19 protein-coding genes and 1 riboswitch are annotated in these 17,951 nt (G+C 67.6%); of the genes, 7 read left to right on the plus strand and 12 right to left on the minus strand.

Features of this window, described 5'->3' with window-relative positions; translation table 11 throughout:
- Positions 1–11 precede the first annotated feature (11 nt).
- The 3 genes from NQJ30_RS05195 to NQJ30_RS05205 are packed head-to-tail and all read left to right on the plus strand — an operon-like array spanning position 12 to position 1,912.
- On the plus strand, positions 12–287 hold the full coding sequence (locus tag NQJ30_RS05195; RefSeq protein WP_255768686.1) for a DUF1737 domain-containing protein: 276 nt from the start codon (positions 12–14) through the stop codon (positions 285–287).
- Entirely contained in the window at positions 284–703 is a 420-nt protein-coding gene (locus tag NQJ30_RS05200; protein WP_255768687.1) for a rhodanese-like domain-containing protein, read from the plus strand. The genes NQJ30_RS05195 and NQJ30_RS05200 overlap by 4 nt, the downstream gene beginning before the upstream one ends.
- The gene (locus NQJ30_RS05205) at positions 704–1,912 is read left to right on the plus strand and encodes an O-succinylhomoserine sulfhydrylase (protein ID WP_255768688.1); all 1,209 of its coding nucleotides are present in this window, start codon (positions 704–706) and stop codon (positions 1,910–1,912) included.
- A gap of 15 nt (positions 1,913–1,927) precedes the next feature.
- Here NQJ30_RS05205 and NQJ30_RS05210 read toward each other — a convergent pair whose 3' ends face one another.
- Positions 1,928–2,830, minus strand: coding sequence for a LysR family transcriptional regulator ArgP (locus NQJ30_RS05210; RefSeq protein WP_255768689.1), 903 nt, complete (start codon positions 2,828–2,830; stop codon positions 1,928–1,930).
- Between the two features lie 69 nt (positions 2,831–2,899).
- Between NQJ30_RS05210 and NQJ30_RS05215 the strand changes: the two genes are divergently transcribed.
- Positions 2,900–3,523, plus strand: a complete 624-nt coding sequence (locus NQJ30_RS05215) for a LysE/ArgO family amino acid transporter (protein ID WP_255768690.1) — start codon at positions 2,900–2,902, stop codon at positions 3,521–3,523.
- Positions 3,524–3,544: 21 nt separating this feature from the next.
- On the opposite strand, the gene NQJ30_RS05220 is transcribed toward NQJ30_RS05215, so the two are convergent.
- Positions 3,545–4,771, minus strand: a complete 1,227-nt coding sequence (locus NQJ30_RS05220) for a glutamate--cysteine ligase 2 (RefSeq protein ID WP_255768692.1) — start codon at positions 4,769–4,771, stop codon at positions 3,545–3,547.
- A gap of 430 nt (positions 4,772–5,201) precedes the next feature.
- Between NQJ30_RS05220 and NQJ30_RS05225 the strand changes: the two genes are divergently transcribed.
- Entirely contained in the window at positions 5,202–5,336 is a 135-nt protein-coding gene (locus tag NQJ30_RS05225; protein ID WP_255768693.1) for a hypothetical protein, read from the plus strand.
- A 173-nt stretch (positions 5,337–5,509) separates the two neighbouring features.
- Here the strand turns inward: NQJ30_RS05225 and NQJ30_RS05230 are convergent, their stop codons facing one another.
- From NQJ30_RS05230 to NQJ30_RS05245, 4 genes are all read right to left on the minus strand, one after another.
- Positions 5,510–7,033: a UDP-N-acetylglucosamine 1-carboxyvinyltransferase gene (locus tag NQJ30_RS05230; protein ID WP_255768694.1), complete on the minus strand. Its 1,524-nt coding sequence runs from the start codon at positions 7,031–7,033 to the stop codon at positions 5,510–5,512.
- A 130-nt stretch (positions 7,034–7,163) separates the two neighbouring features.
- Positions 7,164–7,958 (minus strand): energy-coupling factor transporter transmembrane component T family protein, encoded by a 795-nt coding sequence (locus NQJ30_RS05235; protein ID WP_255768695.1) that lies wholly within the window; start codon positions 7,956–7,958, stop codon positions 7,164–7,166.
- Complete coding sequence (locus tag NQJ30_RS05240; protein WP_255768696.1) at positions 7,955–9,592, minus strand: ABC transporter ATP-binding protein; 1,638 nt, start codon at positions 9,590–9,592, stop codon at positions 7,955–7,957. The genes NQJ30_RS05235 and NQJ30_RS05240 overlap by 4 nt, the downstream gene beginning before the upstream one ends.
- Entirely contained in the window at positions 9,592–10,212 is a 621-nt protein-coding gene (locus NQJ30_RS05245; protein WP_255768697.1) for an ECF transporter S component, read from the minus strand. Before NQJ30_RS05245 ends, NQJ30_RS05240 begins: the two co-directional genes overlap by 1 nt.
- Positions 10,213–10,284: 72 nt before the next feature.
- Positions 10,285–10,421, minus strand: a riboswitch (TPP riboswitch).
- 57 nt (positions 10,422–10,478) lie between these two features.
- Between NQJ30_RS05245 and NQJ30_RS05250 the strand changes: the two genes are divergently transcribed.
- On the plus strand, positions 10,479–11,021 hold the full coding sequence (locus NQJ30_RS05250; RefSeq protein WP_255768698.1) for a heme-degrading domain-containing protein: 543 nt from the start codon (positions 10,479–10,481) through the stop codon (positions 11,019–11,021).
- Positions 11,022–11,113: 92 nt separating this feature from the next.
- Entirely contained in the window at positions 11,114–11,377 is a 264-nt protein-coding gene (locus NQJ30_RS05255) for a DUF4235 domain-containing protein (RefSeq protein WP_255768699.1), read from the plus strand.
- A gap of 67 nt (positions 11,378–11,444) precedes the next feature.
- Here NQJ30_RS05255 and mnhG read toward each other — a convergent pair whose 3' ends face one another.
- Genes mnhG through NQJ30_RS05285 form a run of 6 tightly spaced genes read right to left on the minus strand, consistent with a single transcriptional unit; the run spans position 11,445 to position 17,918 of the window.
- Positions 11,445–11,840 (minus strand): monovalent cation/H(+) antiporter subunit G, encoded by a 396-nt coding sequence (gene mnhG, locus NQJ30_RS05260; protein WP_255768700.1) that lies wholly within the window; start codon positions 11,838–11,840, stop codon positions 11,445–11,447.
- Positions 11,830–12,108 carry a monovalent cation/H+ antiporter complex subunit F gene (locus NQJ30_RS05265; RefSeq protein WP_255768701.1) on the minus strand — a complete coding sequence of 93 codons (279 nt, stop codon included), beginning with the start codon at positions 12,106–12,108 and terminating at the stop codon, positions 11,830–11,832. Before NQJ30_RS05265 ends, mnhG begins: the two co-directional genes overlap by 11 nt.
- Positions 12,105–12,650: a Na+/H+ antiporter subunit E gene (locus NQJ30_RS05270; protein WP_255768702.1), complete on the minus strand. Its 546-nt coding sequence runs from the start codon at positions 12,648–12,650 to the stop codon at positions 12,105–12,107. Before NQJ30_RS05270 ends, NQJ30_RS05265 begins: the two co-directional genes overlap by 4 nt.
- Positions 12,647–14,254 carry a Na+/H+ antiporter subunit D gene (locus tag NQJ30_RS05275; protein WP_255768703.1) on the minus strand — a complete coding sequence of 536 codons (1,608 nt, stop codon included), beginning with the start codon at positions 14,252–14,254 and terminating at the stop codon, positions 12,647–12,649. Before NQJ30_RS05275 ends, NQJ30_RS05270 begins: the two co-directional genes overlap by 4 nt.
- Positions 14,251–14,841: a Na(+)/H(+) antiporter subunit C gene (locus NQJ30_RS05280; RefSeq protein ID WP_255768704.1), complete on the minus strand. Its 591-nt coding sequence runs from the start codon at positions 14,839–14,841 to the stop codon at positions 14,251–14,253. Before NQJ30_RS05280 ends, NQJ30_RS05275 begins: the two co-directional genes overlap by 4 nt.
- Entirely contained in the window at positions 14,838–17,918 is a 3,081-nt protein-coding gene (locus tag NQJ30_RS05285; RefSeq protein ID WP_255768705.1) for a Na+/H+ antiporter subunit A, read from the minus strand. Before NQJ30_RS05285 ends, NQJ30_RS05280 begins: the two co-directional genes overlap by 4 nt.
- Positions 17,919–17,951: the final 33 nt, after the last annotated feature.

Consider the following 17,951-nt stretch of genomic DNA (forward strand, 5'->3'; position numbering starts at 1 on the left):
GGAGTTCCGTCGTGTCCGACGTACCTGTTCCTGAAGAAAAACTGTCGTACCGGCTCATCACCGGCCCGGACGACAGGACGTTCTGTGAGCGGATTTCCGCCGCCCTGGCCGAAGGCTATGTCCTGCACGGCAGCCCGGCCGCCACGTTCAACGGCACCGCCGTGATCGTCGCCCAGGCTCTTATCCTTCCGGCTGCGATCGCCAGCGCGGATGCCGCCGTCGCCACCGCCGTGGAGGATCTCGAGGCGGGCGAGGATCTCGAGTTCGACGGCGAGGGCCACGCATGAGCTACGCCGGAGACCTCACGCCGCAGGAAGCCTGGACCAGGCTGCAGCAGGGCGCCATCCTGGTGGACGTCCGTACGGAGGGCGAATGGGCGCACATCGGCATCCCGGTGACCGCGTCCGCGAACGAAAAGGGCACTGACCCCTTGTTCATCCCGTGGACCTTCCCGGGCGGCATTCCGAACCCCGATTTCATCACCGACCTCACGCGGCAGGCGCCGGAGGCCGAAGCCGCCGAGCTGCTTTTTATCTGCCGCTCCGGCCAGCGTTCCATCGCCGCCGCCACCGCCGCAACGCAGGCCGGCTTCACGTCCTACAACGTGCTGGAAGGCTTCGAAGGCGAACCCGACCGCTACGGCGAGCGCACGGTCAACGGCTGGAAGAACCGCGGCCTGCCCACCAACCTCGGAAGCCGTTAAATGACATTCAACAATGACGCCGCCGGCTGGAGCCCTGACACCCAGGCCGTCCGCGGCGGGCTGGACCGCACGCAGTTCCAGGAAACCACCGAGCCGATCTTCCTGAACTCCGGCTTCGTTTACGAGTCCGCCGCCGCGGCCGAACGCGCCTTCACCGGTGAGGACGAACGGTTTGTCTACTCCCGGTACGGCAACCCCACCGTGGCCACGTTCCAGGAACGCCTCCGGCTCCTCGAAGGCACCGAGGCGTGCTTCGCGACGGCGTCGGGCATGTCAGCGGTGTTCACTGCCCTGGCTGCCCTGCTGGCTGCCGGTGACCGGGTGGTTGCCGCGCGCTCGCTGTTCGGCTCCTGCTTTGTGATCCTCAACGAAATCCTGCCGCGGTGGGGCGTTGAGACGGTGTTTGTGGACGGCCCGGACCTGGACCAGTGGCGCGAAGCCCTGTCCCGGCCCACCACCGCCGTGTTTTTCGAATCGCCGTCCAACCCGATGCAGGAAATCGTGGACATCGCCGCGGTCAGCGACCTGGCGCACGCCGCGGGTGCCACGGTGGTGGTGGACAACGTCTTTGCCACTCCGCTGCTGCAGCGCTGCGGCCAGTTCGGCGCGGACGTGATTGTGTACTCCGGCACCAAGCACATTGACGGCCAGGGCCGGGTCATGGGCGGCGCCATCCTGGGGACGGCGGAGTTCATCAACGGCCCGGTCAAACAGCTCATGCGCCACACCGGACCGGCGCTGTCATCCTTCAACGCCTGGGTCCTCACGAAGGGCCTGGAGACCATGGCCCTGCGCGTGAACCACTCGTCCGCCTCGGCGCTGCGGCTGGCCGAATGGCTCGAGCAGCAGCCGGCCGTGAGCTGGGTCAAGTACCCGCTGCTGAAGTCGCACCCGCAGTACGAGCTCGCGGCGAGGCAGATGAAGGCCGGCGGCACCGTGCTCACGCTGGAACTTGCGACGACGGGCGGCCGCTCGGGCAAGGAAGCCGCCTTTGCGCTGCTGGATGCGCTGCGGATCATCGACATCTCCAACAACCTCGGCGACGCCAAGTCCCTCATCACCCACCCGGCCACCACCACCCACCGCGCCATGGGACCGGAAGGACGGGCCGCCATCGGGCTGAGCGACGGCGTGGTGCGCCTGTCTGTCGGGCTCGAGGACGTGGACGACCTCATCGGAGACCTCGAACAGGCGCTGAAGCAGGTCTGACGCCGGCCCGCCCGGTCAGTTGCCTGGCCGCCGGAGCTCCCGGGATGCCGCCTGACGCACGGAGTCCGTCAGCTGGTTGAGCACCGGGGAGTCAATCTTCCACCGCTGCCAGTACAGGGCCACGTCCACCGGGTCCTCCGGCGCCAACTCCACGAGGCCCCCGTCCGCGAGGTCCCCCCGGAGCTGCTGCTCCGGCAGCAGCCCCCAGCCCAGTCCCAGCAGGATGGCCTGGGCAAATTCGGCCGACGACGGCACATAGTGCCGGGGTGCCGTCAGCTCCGCGCCCGTCATGGTCCGGAAGAACCCGGCCTGCAGATCATCCTTGCGGTCGAAGTCCACCACCGGCGACCGACTGCCGGCCACCAGTACAGGACCCTCCTGCCACCAGCGCTGCACATAGGCCGGGCTGGCCACCGCCCGGTACCGCAGGGAACCCAACGGCTCCACGCTGCACCCGGGGACCGGCTCCGGCGTTGCTGTTACCGCCGCCATCACCGCGCCCGAGCGCAACTGCCGGGTGGAATGCTGCTCGTCCTCCCGCCGGAGTTCGAAACAAGCGCCGAGGTCCGCCGGCAGGCTTGCCAGCGCAGGCAGGAACCAGGTGGACAGCGAGTCGGCGTTCACCACCAGGGGGATGGGAGCGCTCGGCGCGGCGGGGTGACCGCCCAATTCCCGGTGCGTGTCCCACTCCAACTGCCGGACTTGCAGGGCGAACCGCAGGACTGCCTCGCCGGCGGTGGTCGGCCGGACCGGGCTGGTGCGCTGCAGCAGGATCCGGCCGGCCGCATCCTCCATCGCCTTCAGCCGCTGGGAAATGGCCGACGACGTGACGTACAGGCTGCGGGCCGCCGCCTCAAGGGTGCCCTCCTCCACCACTGCGGCAAAGGTCCTGAGCTGTTCCAGCTGGAACCCTTTCATTAGCTTTCCTTAATACAAGTAACAATATTTAGCTGGAGTAATGCTAGCCCGGGCCGTACGTTGAAACATATGGACTTCACAGGATTGCTGGGCCCCGCCGCGCTGGGTTTCGGAACCGGGCTCGCCCTCATTGTGGCCATCGGCAGCCAGAACGCCTTTGTCCTGAGGCAGGGTATCCGGGGCGAGCACGTGGCCGCCGTCGTTGGGGTCTGCAGCGCCTCTGACGCGGTGCTCATCGCCGCCGGGATCGCCGGCGTGGGTGCACTGCTGCAGGCGAATCCGGTGATCGTGTACGTGGTCCGGTTCGCCGGCGCGGCTTTCCTCGTGGCTTACGGCGTCATGGCGGCGCGCCGGGCTTTCCGTCCCGGAGCCCTGACGGCGTCCGGCCGGCAGCCCGCCGTCGGCCTCGGCGCCGCCCTCAGCACCGTGCTCGCCCTGACCTGGCTGAACCCGCACGTCTACCTGGACACCGTCCTGCTACTGGGGTCCGTGGCCAACCAGCAGGCGCAGGAGCTGCGGTGGTGGTTCGGCGCCGGCGCCATTGCCGCAAGCGTGCTGTGGTTCAGCGCTTTGGGTTTCGGTGCCCGCGTCCTGCGCCCATTCTTTGCGCGGCCCTCCTCCTGGCGCATCCTCGATGGCTTCGTGGCGCTGGTGATGCTGACATTGGGGATCCGGCTGGCCGTCGGCGGTTGAGTCGGCGGCGGGGGCGGGGAACTAGACCTGGCGCACGCGCAGCAAATCTGCAACCTCGTCCGCCTCGGACAGCCCGGAAGTGCCACGCATAGTGACACCCACCGCGTGGGACACCACGGCCCCGAGCCCGTCGTCGTCGGACGCTGATCCCTCCACCGCAGCGTCACGCACGCGGCGCTGTTCGGCGGAACCGGTGCCCCGGGAAATGATGTCCTCCACACCCTGCCTGGCCAAGGACAGTTCGCCCTGTTCCTCCAGCACCGGCGCAAGATACTCCACCAGGGAACGGACCACGGCCACCGCGGGGGCCGGCCGGAAGGTGCCGAAGTCCAGCAACTCACCGCCCAGCCCGCTGCTGGATGCCTGCCACGCCGCCATCCGCAGCAGCACGGTGGGCACCGGCGCCGGCTCCACGCCCTCCCGCCATTCCCGACTGGCCGACTCCACCAGCGCCCGCACCAGCACGGCGATCAGGGCCGCATCCTCGGCACGAAGGCAGACATCGGCAACGCGGACTTCAATGGTGGGATGGTTCCGGGACAGGCGGGCATCGAAGTAGATCATGCCTTCGTCCAGCATCACCCCGCTGTCCAGCAGGCGTCCCACCACCCGCCGGTACTGGGAATACGTGCCGAAGATGGCTGACGGACCCGAGGTGGGCCACCGGTTCCAGGCCTGGGTCCGGTAACTTTCGAAACCGGTGGACAGCCCCATCCAGAACGGCGAGTTGGCGCTCATGGCGGTGAGGACGGCCAGCTTGTCCCGGATCCGGTCCAGGACAGCCACGCCCTCCTCGTTGGACTCAATCGACGTATGGACATGGAAGCCGCAGGTCAGCTGTTCCTGGGCGGTCAGGCCAAAGCGCTCCAGCATCCGGGCATATCGCGGGTCCGGGGTGGTGTGGCTCGCCAGCCCGAACGGGGACGTGGCCAGCGCAGCCACCCGCGCGCCGTACTTGCGTGCCGCCCGGTCCGCGAGCAGGCGGCCTGCCCGGATCTGCGGGAGCAGCTCGGCGTACTCGAGGCAGGGCCGGGTCTGGGTCTCGATCTGCTCGAGTTTCAGCTCGGCGCTCAGGCCCATTTCGTCGTCGGGCGCGGTTTTGTCCCGGGTTCTGCCCGCGTAAGGGTCTGGCGGGGCGTCGTCCGCCGCGAGCCGGTGCCCGGCGAGCAGGGCGTCCGCCAGCGCAAGCGGCTGCCCCGAGTCCGGATCAACGATCAGGAGCTCTTCCTCGACGCCGAAAGTTCGCATGGTTATATTGTGCGCCAGCCGGGCGGGCCCGCGGCAGCCCGGTCCGGGTGACGGATGCGGCCGACTGAGGGATGACCGGCCCTGGTGCGTCGGGGGCCGGTCCGGAACGACTCGGGTGGGGATGCGGCCGGCTGAGGGATTACCGGCGCTCCGTGTGGGATTCTGCACCATCATCCGGCGTGGACCTGACCTCCGGCGCGGGATGGCGCGGCCCCGACTCGCGCGCCGCGGAATCATGGCGCAGAAACCCTCGGCCGACCTTTCCCCCACAGCCCGCGTTGTCCACATACCGTCATTTGCCAGCCCACCCCGGGCCAAAACCGTGGCTAGCTCGATCCATGGACCCCTTGGATTACCTGAGATCCCTGTGCGGTGTGGCCCGAGTTGGCCAGCTGCGTCGGGAAGCTCGCGCGAGGCCTGGCGGAAGGACATGACCCGGTCCAACATTGCCCAGACACTGGGCCACGCCGTTCTGAACTATGCCCCGGAACAGATCTGGAACAGCCCGGACATGGTGTTGCGGGAAATCCGGGCCGTCCTGGAGTGTGGCCGGGCCGTCCCGTGACGGGTTCTGCACCATCATCCGGCTTGGACACGGCCGCGGGCGCGGGATGGCGCGGCCCGCACCCCCGCAAGGCTGAATGATGGTGCAAAAGCCCACGGTCCGGCCATTCCTAGCCCAACCCCGGCCCGGCCATTCCCTAGCCCAACCGGGCCCCTAGAAAACCCCCGGCCCACCTAGTCCTGGAAGTACTCCACCTTCGCGCCGATCGTGTTGAGCCGCTCGGCCAGGTCCTCATAGCCCCGTTCGATCACGTAGATGTTGCGCAGCTCGGAGACTCCCCGGGCAGCGAGCATGGCCAGCAGCAGGCAGGCGGCCGGTCGGAGGGCAGGCGGGCACCCCACCTCGGCGGCGCGCCACTTGGTGGGGCCGTTGACGTAGATCCGGTGCGGGTCCAGCAGCTGCACCTGGGCGCCCAGCCGGTTCAGCTCCGTGAGGTAGATGGCCCGGTTTTCGTAGACCCAGTCGTGGATCATGGTCTGGCCGTGCGCGTTGGCGGCGATGACCGCGAAGAACGGCAGGTTGTCGATGTTCAGCCCGGGGAACGGCATGGGGTGGATCTTGTCCTCCGGCGCCCGCAGCTCGGAGGGCTTTGTGGTCACATCCACCAGCCGGGTGCGGCCGTTGCGCGCCATGTACTCCCCCGAGATCTCCAGCTGCTGGCCCATCTGCTCCAAGGTGGCCAGTTCGATCTCCATGAACTCGATGGGTACCCGTCGGATGGTCACCTCCGAGTTGGTGACGATGCCGGCGGTGATCAGGCTCATCGCTTCAATCGGATCCTCGGACGGGAAGTATTCGATGTCGGCGTCCACCCGCGGCTGCCCGGTGATCTTCAGGGTGGTGGTGCCCACGCCTTCGATCTGTACACCAAGCATCTCCAGGAAGAAACAGAGGTCCTGGACCATATAGTTGGGGCTGGCGTTGCGGATGATGGTGGTGCCCCGGCGGTGGGCTGCGGCCATGATGGCGTTTTCGGTCACAGTATCCCCGCGCTCGGTCAGCACGAACGAGCGGTTGTGGGTGTCCGGCCCGGGCGCCTGGACGGTGTAGAAGCCGGCCGTGGCCTCCACGGACAGCCCGAACTGGCGCAGCGCCTGCATGTGCGGCTCCACGGTTCGTGTGCCCAGGTCGCAGCCGCCGGCGTAAGGGAGGCGGTACTCCGAGCTCTCGTCCAACAGCGGACCCAGGAGCATGATGACGCTGCGGGTGCGGCGGGCCGCATCCACGTCCATCGCCGCCAGGTCCAGGACCTCCGGGCGGCGCAGTTGGAGGTCGGTGTCGTTAAGCCAGGTGCATTCCATTCCGATACTGGTCAGGACTTCCACGATGCGGTTGACTTCTTCGATCCGGGCAAGGCGGCGGAGCACCGTGGTGCCGCGGTTGATCAGGCTGGCGCACAGCAGGGCCACACCGGCATTCTTGCTGCTGTTGACATCCACGGCGCCGGACAGGGTGCGGCCGCCTTCTATCCGCAGGTGGGTCATCTGCGGTTTGCCCACCTTGACGATGCTGCGCTCGAAGATCGTTTCAAGCCGTTGGATCATTTTGAGGCTGAGGTTTTGCTTGCCCTGCTCCATCCGGGCGATGGCACTTTGGCTGGTCCCCAGCGCGTCGGCCAACTGGCCCTGCGTCCAGCCCTTCTCTATCCGGGCGTCCTTGAGCGTGGCGGCAATGTGCTCGGCAGTTTCCTGAGTCATGGCTAAAAAATATCACGGATGAGTTATTGGAGCAGCGTTTTATGCCGGGACACACACAATCGGCGAAACGATACCCATTTCATGCGATATCTTGCCGACCGGACAGGTCAAGGCCTCTCCAGCCCGAAGCCTACCGCCACACGAAGTTCCAGGTCCCCATCCCTGCCGCGGCACTCACCGCCGCGGCAGCAATCAGCACGCCGCCCAGGACCACCCAGGCGTCCAGGAGCGAGTAGGTGGATTCCCGGGCCCAGGTACGCTGGCCGGTACCGAACCCGCGCGCCTCCATCGTGACAGCCAGCCGGGAGGCCCGCCGGATCGCCTGGACCAGCAGCCCGAACCCCTGGCCAAGCGTGGCACGGAGCCGTTGCAGCGGGCCGCCGTGGGAGCCGACGCCGCGGGCACGCCGGGCCATGCCGATGGTCTGCCATTCCTCGGCCAGCAGCCCCACCAGCCGCATCGCCGCCAGGGTGCCGAGCACGAACCGGTGCGGGAGCCGGGCCTTCTGCGCGAGGGCGTCGGCAAGGTCTGTGGGGTCCGTGCAGGTCATCAGGAGGATCGCGGGCAGGGCTATGGCGAGGCCGCGGAGCATGAACCCGAGTCCCAGCTGAAGGGAACCTTCGCTGATGGACCAGATCCCGACGTCGAGGAGTACAGCGCCGCTGTCCGCTGCGACAATCGCCGTGCTCCAGCCGCCCACCGCTGCCGCGATGATGAGGGGCCAGCCGCGCTGCCAGAGCAGGCGCAGCGTCAGCCCGGCGAGCGGGAAGAGTGCCAGTTCGGCGGCTAGCGCCACGGAGGCGGACACCCAGTCGATGGAGAGCGCCAGGACCAGGGTGATCAGGAAGACGGCGCCGAATTTGGCCAGCGGGTTGGCGCGCGTGAGCAGGGCGTGGTTGCCACTGAGCGTCAGGGCGTCCCTCATGCCGCGCCTGCTTCCTGGCGGGCGCCGCCACGCAGGGCCGGGCCCAGGCGCAGCTCGGTGCCGCCCAGGACGGCGGTGAATTCTTCGTCGTGGGTCACGGAGACCACGGACGTTCCGGCGTCGAGCAGTTCGGCGAGGAAGGAGGCCAGCTCGGCCCACGTGTTGGCGTCCTGGCCGAAAGTGGGTTCATCGAGCACCAGGACGCGCGGGTGGGCGGCGAGGACGGTGGCCACCGACAGCCGCCGCTTCTCGCCGCCGGACAGCGTGTACGGGTTCGCATCCACCAGATGGGTCAGGCGCAGCCGCTCCAGGAGTTCGTCCACGCGTTCCTCCCCGTAGCCCAGGTGACGCGGACCGAACATCAACTCATCCAGCACCCGGCCGGTGACGAACTGGTGCTCGGGTTCCTGGAACACGGTGCCGATCCGGGAAATCAGCTGTTTGGCTTTCCATTTATAGGGGTCTATTCCGGCACCTTGGGAAAGTTCGACGGCGGCGGACACCTTGCCGCCCACCGGCGCCAGGAGTCCGGCGAGAGTCAGCGCAAACGTCGATTTTCCGGCGCCGTTGGGACCCGTGACGGTCAGGGCCTGGCCGGCGCGCACCTGGGCCGTGATGCCCGTCTGAACGGGCACCGGCGGGATGGTGCGGAACCCGCGGCGGCGTGGCCGCTCGCGGGAGACGGCGACCTGCTCGGCGGCCAGCAGCAGGTCGCCGCCACCAGCAGTCGTGCCCGTCCGGGGCCGGGTTTCGGGAACATAGCCGGGTACCCACACGCCGGCTTTGATCAGCATGCTGCGGGCCTCTTCGAGCACCTGGTCCGGTGGCCCGTCCAGAAGGACGCCCGAGGTGCTGCCGGGCGCACCGGAACCGCCGCCCGGTCCGGACGCTGAGCCCGGCTGCAGCACCACGATCCGGTCCACCAGGTCCTTCCAGACGGACACGCGGTGTTCCACCACCACTAGGGTGGCGCCGGTCTTGTCGAGGCAGCGGCCCACGGCGTCCCGGACTTCGAGGACACCGGCGGGATCGAGGTTGGCGGTCGGTTCGTCCAGCAGGATCAGCCCGGGCCGCATGGCGAGGATGCCGGCCAGCGCCAGCCGCTGCTTTTGCCCGCCGGACAGGGCCGACGTCGGGTGGTCCAGCGGGAGGCCCGCGGCACCGGGCTCCCCGGTGCCTGAGCCCGCACCGCCCGGACGTCCGGCACTGCGCAGCCCGACGTCGTCGAGCGCTTCCCGCACCCGCCGCCAGATTTCCTCGCGCGGCACGGCCAGGTTCTCGGCGCCAAATGCGACGTCGTCACCCAGTCGGGAGAGGACCACCTGCGTTTCAGGATCCTGCTGCATGAGTCCGGCCGCGCCGCGCCGGCTTCGCGGCGCAACGCCGTCGATCAGGAGCGAGCCGGTCTCGTCGGAGTCGTCCCCCTGGTCACCCAGCACCCCGGCGAGCGCGTGCAGCAGCGTTGATTTGCCGGCCCCGGAGGGCCCCAGGAGCAGCACCCGCTCACCCGGTGCGATGTCCAGGTCAAGCCCCTGGACGGCGGGAACGGTGCGGCCTGCATGCCGCCAGCCCCAGCCGCGGGCGGACACGGCGGCGGGGCGGACGGCGGAAGCGCCGGCGTCGGAAGCGGCCATCAGCTGACGACGGGCTCCGAGGAGGCCTTCCGGGAAGCGAAGGAGCTCAGCACGCCGGTTTTGGCGAGGCCGCGGGTGGCCACCCATGACACGCCGCCCGCAATCACGGCACCGGAGATGGCGCAGAAGAGGATGTATGCGGCTTTATCGCCGGCCTCGTAGGCAATGTTCCAGCCCCAGGGAAGGAAGGAGTCGTTCAGGCCGCAGAACAGCCCCGCCCCGGCGCCGGCGAGCAGGGCGGTAGGCAGGTTGAACTTCTTGTAGGCGAAGGCGGCGAACACCAGTTCCGCGCCGAGGCCCTGCAGGATGCCGGAGATCAGCACGGTGGTGCCGTACTGGGAACCCATCATGAGCTCGCCGGTGGCGGCAACGGCTTCGCAGAACAGCGCGGCGCCGGGTTTGCGGATGATGAGCATGCCCAGGACGGCCGGAATCATCCAGCCGCCGGCGATCAGGCCGGTCAAGGGCGGGTAAGTGGCGTTCATCGGCGCCGAGACCAGCGCCGCGCCCTGGTCCCAGGCCCAGAAGATGACGCCGCCGGCGATGGCGATCAGGGCCGCCACCACGATGTCCACAACGCGCCAGGTATAACTGGGCTTCTTGGTGCTTACTGTTGTCATGTCAACCTCCTGAGGTACAGGAGGGGAGAGTATTCGCGGTTTCGGCCCGGCCTGCGCCGCCCGGATCCGGACACTCTGAGAAGCTCGACTCCCTTGCGCCGGTACTAACCGGATCAGGTTCGAGGGTCTGCGGCTGTCCGCACTCTCAGCGCCCATCCACCGGCTGCATCGCTGCAGTGCCCGACGGCGGCGCTCCCCTGTCGTAAATAATTCCGCCCTGATGGGCGTGATCCAGTTTACACCGCAGGCACGGTAGATTGTGGGCCATGACTGCCGACTCCCCGCATATGACAGCGTTCGATCCCGATTCCACCGAGAATCAGGCTCCGGGTTCGCTCGAGGCACTCATCGCCAGGATCGACGCCGAGATCGGCGAACTGCAGTTCCCGCGGTTCACGAAGGACGATTCGCTGAGCCTGGGGCTGCTGCTCGTGGAGTTGGGCAAAACGCGCCGGCTGCCGATCGCCATCGACATCTCCAAGGGTGACCAGGTCCTGTTCCATGCGGCGCTGGAAGGTGCCACCGCCAACAACGATCAGTGGATCCGGATGAAGCAGCGCGCAGCCGCCCGGTACGAAATCCCCTCGATGCTGGTGGGTCTGCGGGCCCGGCTGCGGGGTGGCCGGATCGAGGACCAGGGCTGGTATGACGAGTCGTTCTACGCGGCGCACGGCGGGTGCTTCCCGGTCTACGTCGCCGGTGTGGGTGCCGTGGCCACCGTGACGGTTTCTGGCCTGCCCCAGCAGCAGGATCACGATCTCGTGGTGGAGGCGCTCAGGGAGATCCTTGGGTCCATGCGCGCGGCGTAGGTGGTCTGTGTTGTGCCGGTGCTGTGCTGGCCGGCGGCCCGATCGCGTTAGGCTAAAGGCAGTCCCCGATCCGCCCAGAAGGAGTTCAACCCATGAACCTGCTCATCAAGCTGCTCGGCACGGCAGTCAGCCTCGGCGCCGGGTTTGTCGGCACCAAGCTGGTCAACACGGTGTGGGAGAAGTCCACCGGCAACAAGCCGCCCACAGGCAAGCACGAGGACACCCCCACCAGCCTCCGCTCGGCCCTGACTTTCGCGCTGATCTCGGCCTCGGTCAGCACCATCATCCAGGTTCTCGCCAACCGCGGCACGCAGCGGGCCATCGAGCGCTTCGCCAAGACCCAGGACATCGTCTAGCCGGGTTTTTGTCCAGATAACCGTCGGTAAGCGGCCCCAAACCGGCATTTATCTGGACAAGAAACCCTCAGCTGTCGGAGGCCCCGTCGCGGGCGGACTTGGCCGCCTTCTGGACCACGGCTTCCAGGTCGTCGGAGCTGAGCAGCTCGCGGTGCATGTGCTTGGTGCGGTAACCGGAGCGGCCCACCATGTGCGCGGACACAGGCACGGTCAGCAACTGGAAAATCCACGCCACCAGCAGCACCGGCCACACCCACCACGTCCGCATCTGCAGGCCGACGGCCGCCAGGAGCAGGAACAGGCCCAACACCTGCGGCTTGGTGGCCGCGTGCATGCGGCTCAGCAGGTCGGGGAAGCGGAGAAGTCCGACGGCGGCCGCCAGGGACATTAGGGCGCCCGCCACCAGGAACACCGCCGTCACGGTGTCAATCACGTTATCCACCAGGCTCGCTTCAGGATTCATGGGTGTGCTCCCGTCGGTCGGCCACGAAGCGCGCCACCGTGACGGAGCCGATAAAGCCGACTACCGACAGTGCCACGAGCAGCATCAGGTTGTTCAGGTGCCGGTTGACGGCCATGTCGATACACAGCGCTGCGCCGAGGATGGCCAGCAGGACGTCGGAGGCCAGCACCCGGTCCAGCAGCGAGGGGCCGCGGGCGATGCGGATGATGGCACCGGCGGCGGCCAGTGAGAGGATGACTGCCGTGACGGCCAGGACAATCTGCATCATGCCGGGTTCTCCTGCCGCACTATTTCGAGTTCTTCCCTGCTGCCCATGATGCGGATCAGGCCGGCTTCGATGGAGCGGACTTCCTCGCGCAGCTTTTCCACGTCCTCGGGGGTGCTGATGTTGAGCGCATGCAGGTACAGGGTGGATGTTGAGCGGTCCACTTCCACCACGAGGGAACCAGGGATCAGCGAGATCACGTGTCCCACTGCGGTGACAATCAGGTCCTGACGGCTCCGGAGCGGGACAGCGACGACGGCGTTGATCACCTTGGGTCCGCGGACTGCGGCCAGGTACATGACTTCGATGCTCGCTGCCGCCACCCGGCCGAGGAACCGCAGGGCGAAAGGCACCGCATGGAGGATGTTGAAGCGGCCGCTGAGTTCCACGGGCGGCAGATAGAACATACGGGCTACCAGCACGGCCAGCAGGGCGCCGAAGAGCAGGTTGCCGGGACTGAAGTCCTGCCACAGCGCACCCCAGACGATCACCAGCCACACCAGCAGGGGAAGCTCCTGGCGCAGGGAAATCCGGCGGCGAGTCATTCGCCACCACCCGCTTTGAGCGCCAGGGGCGGCACCACGGTGTCCTCACCGAGCACGGCCTGGATGTAGGAGGACCGGTCCAGCATTTCCTGGGCGGCCTGGTCCGCAACCTTGAACAGCGGCCCCGCGAAGACGGTGAGCGATACGCCCAGTACCACCAGGCCGAGGGTTGAGCCCACCATGGTCCGGGGCAGCAGGGTCACGCTCTCGCGGCCGGCCCGGCGGCCGGTGGCCGATTCCTCGGGCGCCGCCAGCAGGACAGGGTCGGGATGCTCGGCGTCCGAGGGCTTCCGCCAGAACGCACGGTTCCACACCCTGGCCACTGCCAGGAGGGTCAGGAGGCTGGTGACCACTCCGCCGATCACCAGTGCGTACGCCAGCGGGGTGCCCAGTTCGATTCCGGCCTGGATTAGCCCCACCTTGCCCAGGAACCCGGAGAACGGCGGGATGCCTGCCAGGTTCATTGCCGGCACAAAGAACAGGAGCGCCAGGAGCGGAGACAGCTTGGCCAGGCCCGCCAGCCGGTCCACGGAGGAACTCCCGCCGCGGCGTTCGATCAGGCCCGTGACGAGGAAGAGGCTGGTCTGGATGGTGATGTGGTGCGCCACGTAGAACACGGCAGCGGCCAGCCCGGCCACGGAGGACATCGCCAGCCCGAACACCATGTAGCCGATGTGGCTCACCAGGGTGAAGGACAGCAGACGTTTGATGTCGCTCTGGGCCAGGGCGCCGAGGATTCCCACCACCATGGTCAGGAGCGCCGCCACCATCAGCGGAGTGTTCAGGCTGTCACCGGGGAACAGCAGGGTCTCGGTGCGGACCATGGCATACACGCCCACTTTGGTCAGCAGGCCGGCGAACACTGCAGTGACGGGGGCCGGCGCGGTGGGGTAGGAGTCAGGCAGCCAGAACGACAGCGGGAACACAGCCGCCTTGATCCCGAAGGCCACCAGGAGCATCACATGCAGCAGCGTCTGGGTTCCTTCATCCAGGCCCGCGAGTTTGATGGCAAGGTCGGCCATGTTCACGGTCCCGGTGGCCCCGTAGACCATCGCGATGGAGATCAGGAACAGCACGGAGGACACCACGGAGACCACCACATAGGTGACCCCGGCCCGGATACGGGGACCGGTCCCGCCCAGCGTCATCAGGACGTAGCTTGCGGTCAGGAGGATCTCGAAGCCCACGTACAGGTTGAACAGGTCCCCGGAGAGGAAGGCGTTGGACACGCCGGCCACCAGGATCAGGAACGTGGGGTGGAAGATCGACACCGGCGCGTCCTGGTCGCCGTCGGCCATGCCCTGCCCGGTGGCGTAGATCAGCACGGCGAGGCTGACAGCAGAGGACACCACCAGCATGAGGGAGGAGAACTGGTCCACCACCATGGTGATGCCCCAGGGCGGCAGCCAGCCACCGATGTTCACGGCGGCCGTCCCGCCCTCCCACACGGATGCGAGAAGCGAGCACTCGAGGAGGAGCGTCAGGGACAGTACCGCGATGCTCACGGCGCGCTGTGCCCGGGCGTGCCGGAACAGCAGGAAGGCCAGGGCTGCGCCGAAGATGGGGAGCAGGACGGCGAGCGGGGCAAAGCTTGCGATGTTCACTTCACACCTCCTTCGGGGCCGGGGTTGATGTTCAGTGAGCCGGGCTGTTCCTCTGCGGCGGCCTCGACGGCGGGAATCGTCCTGGCGCCGGCCACGATGTGCTCCGTGTGGTGCCCGGATTCGGCGCGGTCCGCGTGATTGGTAATACCGCTGCCGTCGCTGCCGAGCATCGTCAGGGGAAATTCGGACGTCTCGGCCGGGATCTCGGCGTCGTCCTCGGCGTCGAACCTGGGCGTCTCGGCCACCCGGAGGTCTTCGATGTCGTCCTGGATCTCGTCCTGGCGGGCAAGGACCCAGGTGCGGTAGATGATGCCGAGCATAAAGGCCGTCACCGCAAACGAAATCACGATCGAGGTCAGGATCAGGGCCTGCGGGAGGGGGTCCGCGTACTCGGTGGCGCCGGTGTCCTTGTTGAAGAACGGTGCCAGGCCCGCATAACCGCCCGTGGTGAGGATCAGCAGGTTGGTGGCGTTGGTCAGCATCATCAGCCCCAGGAGCACCCGGGTCAGGCTGCGTTCCAGAATCAGGTAGATGCCGCACGCGTACAGCGCACCCATCACGATCAGCAGGGTCAGGTTGACACTCATCCTTGGCCCTTCAGTGTAGGTTCGGTGGACAGGCCCGAGGGTTCGCCCCGTTCGGCGGGAGCCGCGCCGGCCAGCACACCTTCGGCGGCCTCCTCCGCAGCTTCTTCGGCTTCAACGGCTTCTTCGGCGGGTGCGTGCGCCTGCTCTTCAAAGTGTTCGTCGATCTCGGAACCCAGGCTGCGGAGCACGTCCAGCACCAGGCCCACCACCACGACGTACACACCGATGTCGAAGATGGTGGAGGTGACGAATTTGATGTCGCCGAACACGGGCAGCCAGAGTTCAATGATGGCGGTCTGGAAAACCTGTCCGCCCAGCAGGAGCGGCACCACGCCGGAGGCGGCGGCTGTCACAAGCCCGACCCCCAGGAGGGTACCGGCGCCCACGGGAGTTGCCTCCCGCAGTTCGAAGCGGCCGCCGGCCAGGTATCGGATGGTCAGGGCAAGGCCCGCCGTGAGGCCCCCTGCGAAACCGCCGCCCGGCAGGTTGTGACCGGCCAGGAGGAGGTAGAGGGAGAAGATGATGAGGGAGTGGAACATCAGCCGCGTGACCACTTCGAAGATGATGGAGCGCCGTTCAGGTGCCAGGGTCCGGCCCGCCACAATCCATGCCTCGCGTGCCGAAGCGGCAAACTTCCGGCTAATGGCCAGCGAGGCGGCCTCGCGCGAACCGGGATCCGCTACGGGGTGCCGTCCCACGCTGCCCTCGGCAATGCTGGCCGAGACCCGGAGCCGGTCGCCGCGTCCGCGAACGAAGATCAGGCTCGCGACGCCGGTTGCGGCGAGGGCCAGGACGGAAATCTCCCCGAACGTGTCCCAGGCCCTGATATCCACGAGCGTCACGTTGACGATGTTCAGTCCGCCGCCGCCCTCGTAAGCCAGCTGCGGGAACTCAAGGGACACCGGCGCCTCCACCCGCGCACCCATCGCGTAGATGGCCGCGAAGACCATGGTGACGCCGAAGGCGGCCCCGATAATCACGCGGACCACCCGGTACCTGCCGCCGGTCCGGTCGCGGAGCTCGGCCGGGAGGCTGCGCATGGCCAGCACAAAGGCCACCAGGACGATGGTTTCCACCAGCATCTGCGTCAGGGCCAGGTCTGGCGCGCCCTGGAGCGCGAACATCAGGGCAATGCCGTATCCGGTCACGGACACCATCAGCACGGCAAGGAACCGCCTGTTGGCTTTGACCGCCGCCAGCGCCCCGATCACGATCGCGGCGCCCACCACCGGCTGGAGCGGTGAGAAGGGGTCGATGAAGTACAGGTCCTCGGGAATCGGCTTGCCCGCCGCGAGCATGGCAGTCAGCGGCAGCGCGAACGCCATCGAGAGAATCACGGAGAGGTAGAAGTACAGCGAACCACGCTGCGTGCGGCCCGTGATCCACACGGCGGCGTCGTCCAGCGCACCGATGCTGAGCTGGTAGAAGCGGTCGCCGTCGATCCAGCCGGGCACCCGGGACTGGGCCCGCGCCACCATGGTCCGGCCAAAGTGCATGGCCAGGCCCAGCGCGAACGTGAGCGCAGTCAGCCCCAGCGCCGGGGTGAAGCCGTGCCACAGCGCAAGGTGCCCTGCCTGCTCGGCCGGTGTGCCGGCGTCGGCCGCGGTGGACGCAAACAGCGCCGCATAAGGCTGGACCCATGCGTCCACGGGCGCGGGCCACAGGCCATAAACAATGGTGAGGAGGCTGAGGAAGGCCGGCGCGGCCAGGAAGGAGGGGCGGACGGCTTTAAAAGGGGTGGCCTCAACGCCTTCCTTGAGGGCGAACGCCCCCCACATGAACCGGGCGCTGTAGGCGAAGGTGAGGACCGAGCCCAGGACGATGCCCGCGAGCACCACCACGCTCCAGGCATCTCCGCCCGAGGTGTGGTGGACGAACGCTTCCAGGACGGATTCCTTGGCCACGAAGCCTGCCAGCAGCGGAACGCCGGCCATCGACGCGGCGCCGATGCCGGCCACGATGCCGAGCGCGCGGGAGGATCGGAAAACGCCGGACAGCTGGCGCACGTCACGCGTTCCGGACTGGTGGTCGATGATGCCCACCACCAGGAACAGGGTGGCCTTGAAGAGGCCGTGCGCCAGCAGCATTGCGAGGCCTGCGAGCGCGGCGTCCGGCGTCCCGAGCCCCACCACCATGGTGAGGAAGCCGAGCTGGCTGACGGTGCCGTACGCGAGGATGAGCTTGATGTCAGTCTGGCGCAGTGCCCGGTAACCGCCCACCAGCATGGTGGCCAGGCCAAGCCCCAGCACAATGGACTGCCAATAGGCGGTCTCGGAAAATCCCGGCGCGAGCCTGGCCACCAGGTAGATGCCGGCTTTGACCATCGCCGCGGCGTGCAGGTAGGCGCTCACCGGGGTGGGGGCCGCCATGGCCCCCGGCAGCCAGAAGTGGAAGGGAACCAGCGCGGATTTGCTGATGGCACCCGCGAGGATAAGTACGACGGCGGCGGCGACGATGCCGCTGTCAGGTCCAGTGACCAGCGTGGACGCCTCCGCCATGATCGCCGAGATCCGGTACGTTCCCGCGCTGTAGCCCAGCATGATCAGGCCCACCAGCATGGCGAGGCCGCCCGCGGTGGTGACCATCAGCGCCTGCAGGGCGGAGCGCCGCGCGGCCAGCCTGGTGCGCGCGAAGCCGATCAGCAGGTAGGACAGGATGGTGGTGAGTTCCCAGAAGATGAACAACAGGAGAAGGTCGTCCGCCACCACCAGGCCGAACATGGCACCCGCGAAGGCGAGCAGCTGGGCTCCGAAGCCACCCAGGTCCTGGTCCTTCTTGCTGAAATACCGTGCACAGTAGACCAGTACCAGCGCGCCCACGCCCAGGACCAGGAGGGACATCACCCAGGCTAGCGGGTCCATGCGGAAGGCGAACTCCAGGTGCAGCCCGGGGACCCACGGGATGACCTCCGCGACTTCCCCGGAGCCTGAATACACGGTGCCGTGTTGGAACAGCAGCCAGATAAAGGACGCAGCGGGCACGGCCGCCAAAGCATAGAACGCGTTGCGGCCCCAGATCCTGAACAGGAGAGGCGCTACAGCAGCCACCGTAAACTGCACGGCAAGGACTGTGATCACTGGTATCTCCGCAACGTCAGGGTTTCGTTTTAC

It is taken from the genome of Pseudarthrobacter sulfonivorans (assembly GCF_024391045.1).
GTDB lineage: Bacteria > Actinomycetota > Actinomycetes > Actinomycetales > Micrococcaceae > Arthrobacter > Arthrobacter sulfonivorans_B.

What these genes read in the sequence shown, in the direction of transcription:
- mnhG (WP_255768700.1), bottom strand. Translation starts at nt 11,840, where the DNA reads ATGAATCCTGAAGCGAGCCTGGTGGATAACGTGATTGACACCGTGACG.
- NQJ30_RS05270 (WP_255768702.1), bottom strand. Translation starts at nt 12,650, where the DNA reads ATGACTCGCCGCCGGATTTCCCTGCGCCAGGAGCTTCCCCTGCTGGTG.
- NQJ30_RS05225 (WP_255768693.1), top strand. Translation starts at nt 5,202, where the DNA reads ATGACCCGGTCCAACATTGCCCAGACACTGGGCCACGCCGTTCTGAAC.
- NQJ30_RS05250 (WP_255768698.1), top strand. Translation starts at nt 10,479, where the DNA reads ATGACTGCCGACTCCCCGCATATGACAGCGTTCGATCCCGATTCCACC.
- NQJ30_RS05240 (WP_255768696.1), bottom strand. Translation starts at nt 9,592, where the DNA reads ATGGCCGCTTCCGACGCCGGCGCTTCCGCCGTCCGCCCCGCCGCCGTG.
- NQJ30_RS05205 (WP_255768688.1), top strand. Translation starts at nt 704, where the DNA reads ATGACATTCAACAATGACGCCGCCGGCTGGAGCCCTGACACCCAGGCC.
- NQJ30_RS05200 (WP_255768687.1), top strand. Translation starts at nt 284, where the DNA reads ATGAGCTACGCCGGAGACCTCACGCCGCAGGAAGCCTGGACCAGGCTG.
- NQJ30_RS05255 (WP_255768699.1), top strand. Translation starts at nt 11,114, where the DNA reads ATGAACCTGCTCATCAAGCTGCTCGGCACGGCAGTCAGCCTCGGCGCC.
- NQJ30_RS05220 (WP_255768692.1), bottom strand. Translation starts at nt 4,771, where the DNA reads ATGCGAACTTTCGGCGTCGAGGAAGAGCTCCTGATCGTTGATCCGGAC.
- NQJ30_RS05245 (WP_255768697.1), bottom strand. Translation starts at nt 10,212, where the DNA reads ATGACAACAGTAAGCACCAAGAAGCCCAGTTATACCTGGCGCGTTGTG.
- NQJ30_RS05235 (WP_255768695.1), bottom strand. Translation starts at nt 7,958, where the DNA reads ATGAGGGACGCCCTGACGCTCAGTGGCAACCACGCCCTGCTCACGCGC.
- NQJ30_RS05215 (WP_255768690.1), top strand. Translation starts at nt 2,900, where the DNA reads ATGGACTTCACAGGATTGCTGGGCCCCGCCGCGCTGGGTTTCGGAACC.
- NQJ30_RS05230 (WP_255768694.1), bottom strand. Translation starts at nt 7,033, where the DNA reads ATGACTCAGGAAACTGCCGAGCACATTGCCGCCACGCTCAAGGACGCC.
- NQJ30_RS05265 (WP_255768701.1), bottom strand. Translation starts at nt 12,108, where the DNA reads ATGATGCAGATTGTCCTGGCCGTCACGGCAGTCATCCTCTCACTGGCC.
- NQJ30_RS05280 (WP_255768704.1), bottom strand. Translation starts at nt 14,841, where the DNA reads ATGAGTGTCAACCTGACCCTGCTGATCGTGATGGGTGCGCTGTACGCG.
- NQJ30_RS05210 (WP_255768689.1), bottom strand. Translation starts at nt 2,830, where the DNA reads ATGAAAGGGTTCCAGCTGGAACAGCTCAGGACCTTTGCCGCAGTGGTG.